2 protein-coding genes and 1 pseudogene are annotated in these 2,427 nt (G+C 35.1%); all 3 read left to right on the top strand.

The window, feature by feature from the left end; all coding sequences use genetic code 11:
• Positions 1–151: 151 nt before the first annotated feature.
• On the top strand, positions 152–859 hold the full coding sequence (locus BPMYX0001_RS25530) for an IS6 family transposase (protein ID WP_033799380.1): 708 nt from the start codon (positions 152–154) through the stop codon (positions 857–859).
• 208 nt (positions 860–1,067) lie between these two features.
• Positions 1,068–1,952, top strand: coding sequence for an Rpn family recombination-promoting nuclease/putative transposase (locus BPMYX0001_RS25525; protein ID WP_006097070.1), 885 nt, complete (start codon positions 1,068–1,070; stop codon positions 1,950–1,952).
• A gap of 397 nt (positions 1,953–2,349) precedes the next feature.
• Positions 2,350–2,427 (top strand): annotated as a pseudogene (locus BPMYX0001_RS32785) (IS6 family transposase); the annotation flags it as partial.

Raw genomic sequence — 2,427 nt, 5'->3', positions numbered from 1 at the left:
AGATGGGTCATGGGATAGTTCGAAATAATAGATTTTCATGTAATTATTTTGGGGAAATAAAAATCAATACACGCTCGTAGGTTTTGGTGCAAAGAATCTCTTAAACTTGGACATACTGATACTATTACTCTAAAAAAGGTGTGTGATCGGTATGAAAAAGGAAAATTTGTTCAAATGGAAGCATTATCAACCTGATATGATTTTATTAACTGTGAGATGGTACCTACGGTATAACCTCAGTTTTCGTGATTTAGTCGAAATGATGGAAGAACGTGGACTATCTATGGCTCATACAACTATTATGCGTTGGGTTCATCAATATGGACCCGAATTAGATGAACGAGTACGACGTTATCTTAAGACAACCAATGATTCCTGGAGAGTCGATGAAACCTATGTGAAAGTCAAAGGTCAATGGATATATCTGTATCGGGCCGTTGATTCAGAAGGGAATACCATTGATTTTTATCTAAGTAAAGCAAGAAATAAACAAGCAGCCAAGCGCTTTTTTAAGAAAGCCTTGGCTTTTTCGCACGTTTCTAAGCCTCGTGTGATAACCGTAGACAAGAACCCGGCCTATCCCGTAGCGATTCAAGAGTTAAAAGAAGAGAAACATATGCCTGAAGGCATACAAATAAGGCAAGTTAAATATCTCAATAATATAGTGGAACAGGATCACCGTTTCATTGAGAAACGTGTACGTTCTATGTTAGGATTCAAGTCGTATGAAACAGCCACTTCTATATTGAGCGGCGTTGAAGCCATGCATATGATGAAAAAAGGACAACTTAACCTACAGGTGAAGTCTGCTCAAAATGAAGTTGGGTTCATACATAAGTTATTTGGAATTGCATCATAATCTGTCATTGAATAGGCCATGTAGGTTCTATATCTCTATCAAATGGTTTTTGCACCAGAACCGGAATTATTAATGGTTGCATAACCATTTAACGATGCAACCCTAGATTCTCTATGTTTTACTTTGCAACAGAAACGGGATTTGCATACAAATCGATTTATCTTGTACAATAATACTAAGAAAAAGAAACGACAGGGAGAAGAAATCCATGTCCAATAAGTTAGTAAATTTACGAATTGATTTTGCGTTTAAACAATTATTTGGTACAAAAGGAAGTGAAGATATTCTCACGGGCTTTCTTAATGCCATTTTAGAAGAATCTTTAGATGTGCCGATTGTGTCTTTACAATTGGAAGACACACATCTCCACAAATCATATGAAGACGATAAATTATCCATTTTAGATTTACTCGCAACTCTTGATAATGGGACACAAATAAATGTAGAGATACAGATTCGCAATACACATGATATGATTAAACGTTCCCTCTATTATTGGTCTAAATTATATACCTCTCAAATGCAAGAAGGCATGCCGTATCGTTCGCTTCGAAAAACAATAACCATTAACCTATTAGATTTCAAGTTATTTTCTAGTGATGAAGCATTTCATACAACAGGGAAACTCTGGAATACAAGGACACATCAAGTATTGAGTGATGATATGGAAATCCATTTTGTAGAGATCCCAAAGCTAGTTAAACAGTGGCGCGAAGAAAAAGTGAACCCATGGGAAAATGCATTTGTTCGTTGGATGTTATTATTACCGGCACATGAAGATGAACATTTAACTCAAACACTGGAGGAGATTGCTATGAATCAAGATCCAATCTTACAAAAAGCGATGGATAAATGGGAAAATATGAGTCATGATTCTTCTTTCCGAATTGCATATGAAGCTCGTGAAAAGCTTTTACTTGATGAACAAGCGAAGCTTGCACATGCAGAACAAGAGGGTATGGAAAAAGGCATTGAGCAAGGTAAGATGCAAATGATTCGAGGGATGCATGAAATTGGTGTACCGCTTGAAACTATTGCAAAAGCAAGTAAGTTAAGTGTGGAGGAAGTAGAACGTATCTTGAAATTAAAGTAAATATATAAACACACACAGAACTTATTTTAAATACAAATTTGTATTCTATTCATGAGCAAACGTATAGAAGATAGTAGACGCTCATTATCGTAGTACGTCTAATCGAAAAGCATTGCTGAAGATTTTGGCAGTGCTTTTTCTAAATCAACTTTTTGATATTTTTCATTCTGCTCACAATATCACTTTTTACTTGCTAATTAAATAACTTTATTGTCATTTTACATAATCCGCCCTTACGTTGAGTACATGTATTCAACATAAGGACCCTTTTAAATTCGTTTTTTAATTTTCTTTGTTAAGATAATAGGTTCTGGTGCAAAAACTTCAAGATAATTGCAAGTAATCTCTAAATCTTGGACATACTGATACTATTACTCTAAAAAGGTGCGTGATCAGTATGGAAAAGCGAAATTTATTCAAGTGGAAGCATTATCATCATGATATTATTTTGCAAACAGTAAGATGGTACCTACGA

It is taken from the genome of Bacillus pseudomycoides DSM 12442, from assembly GCF_000161455.1.
Taxonomy (GTDB): domain Bacteria; phylum Bacillota; class Bacilli; order Bacillales; family Bacillaceae_G; genus Bacillus_A; species Bacillus_A pseudomycoides.
The sequence above is the reverse complement of the archived record's forward strand: the minus strand, read 5'-3'. Positions and strand labels throughout refer to the sequence as shown.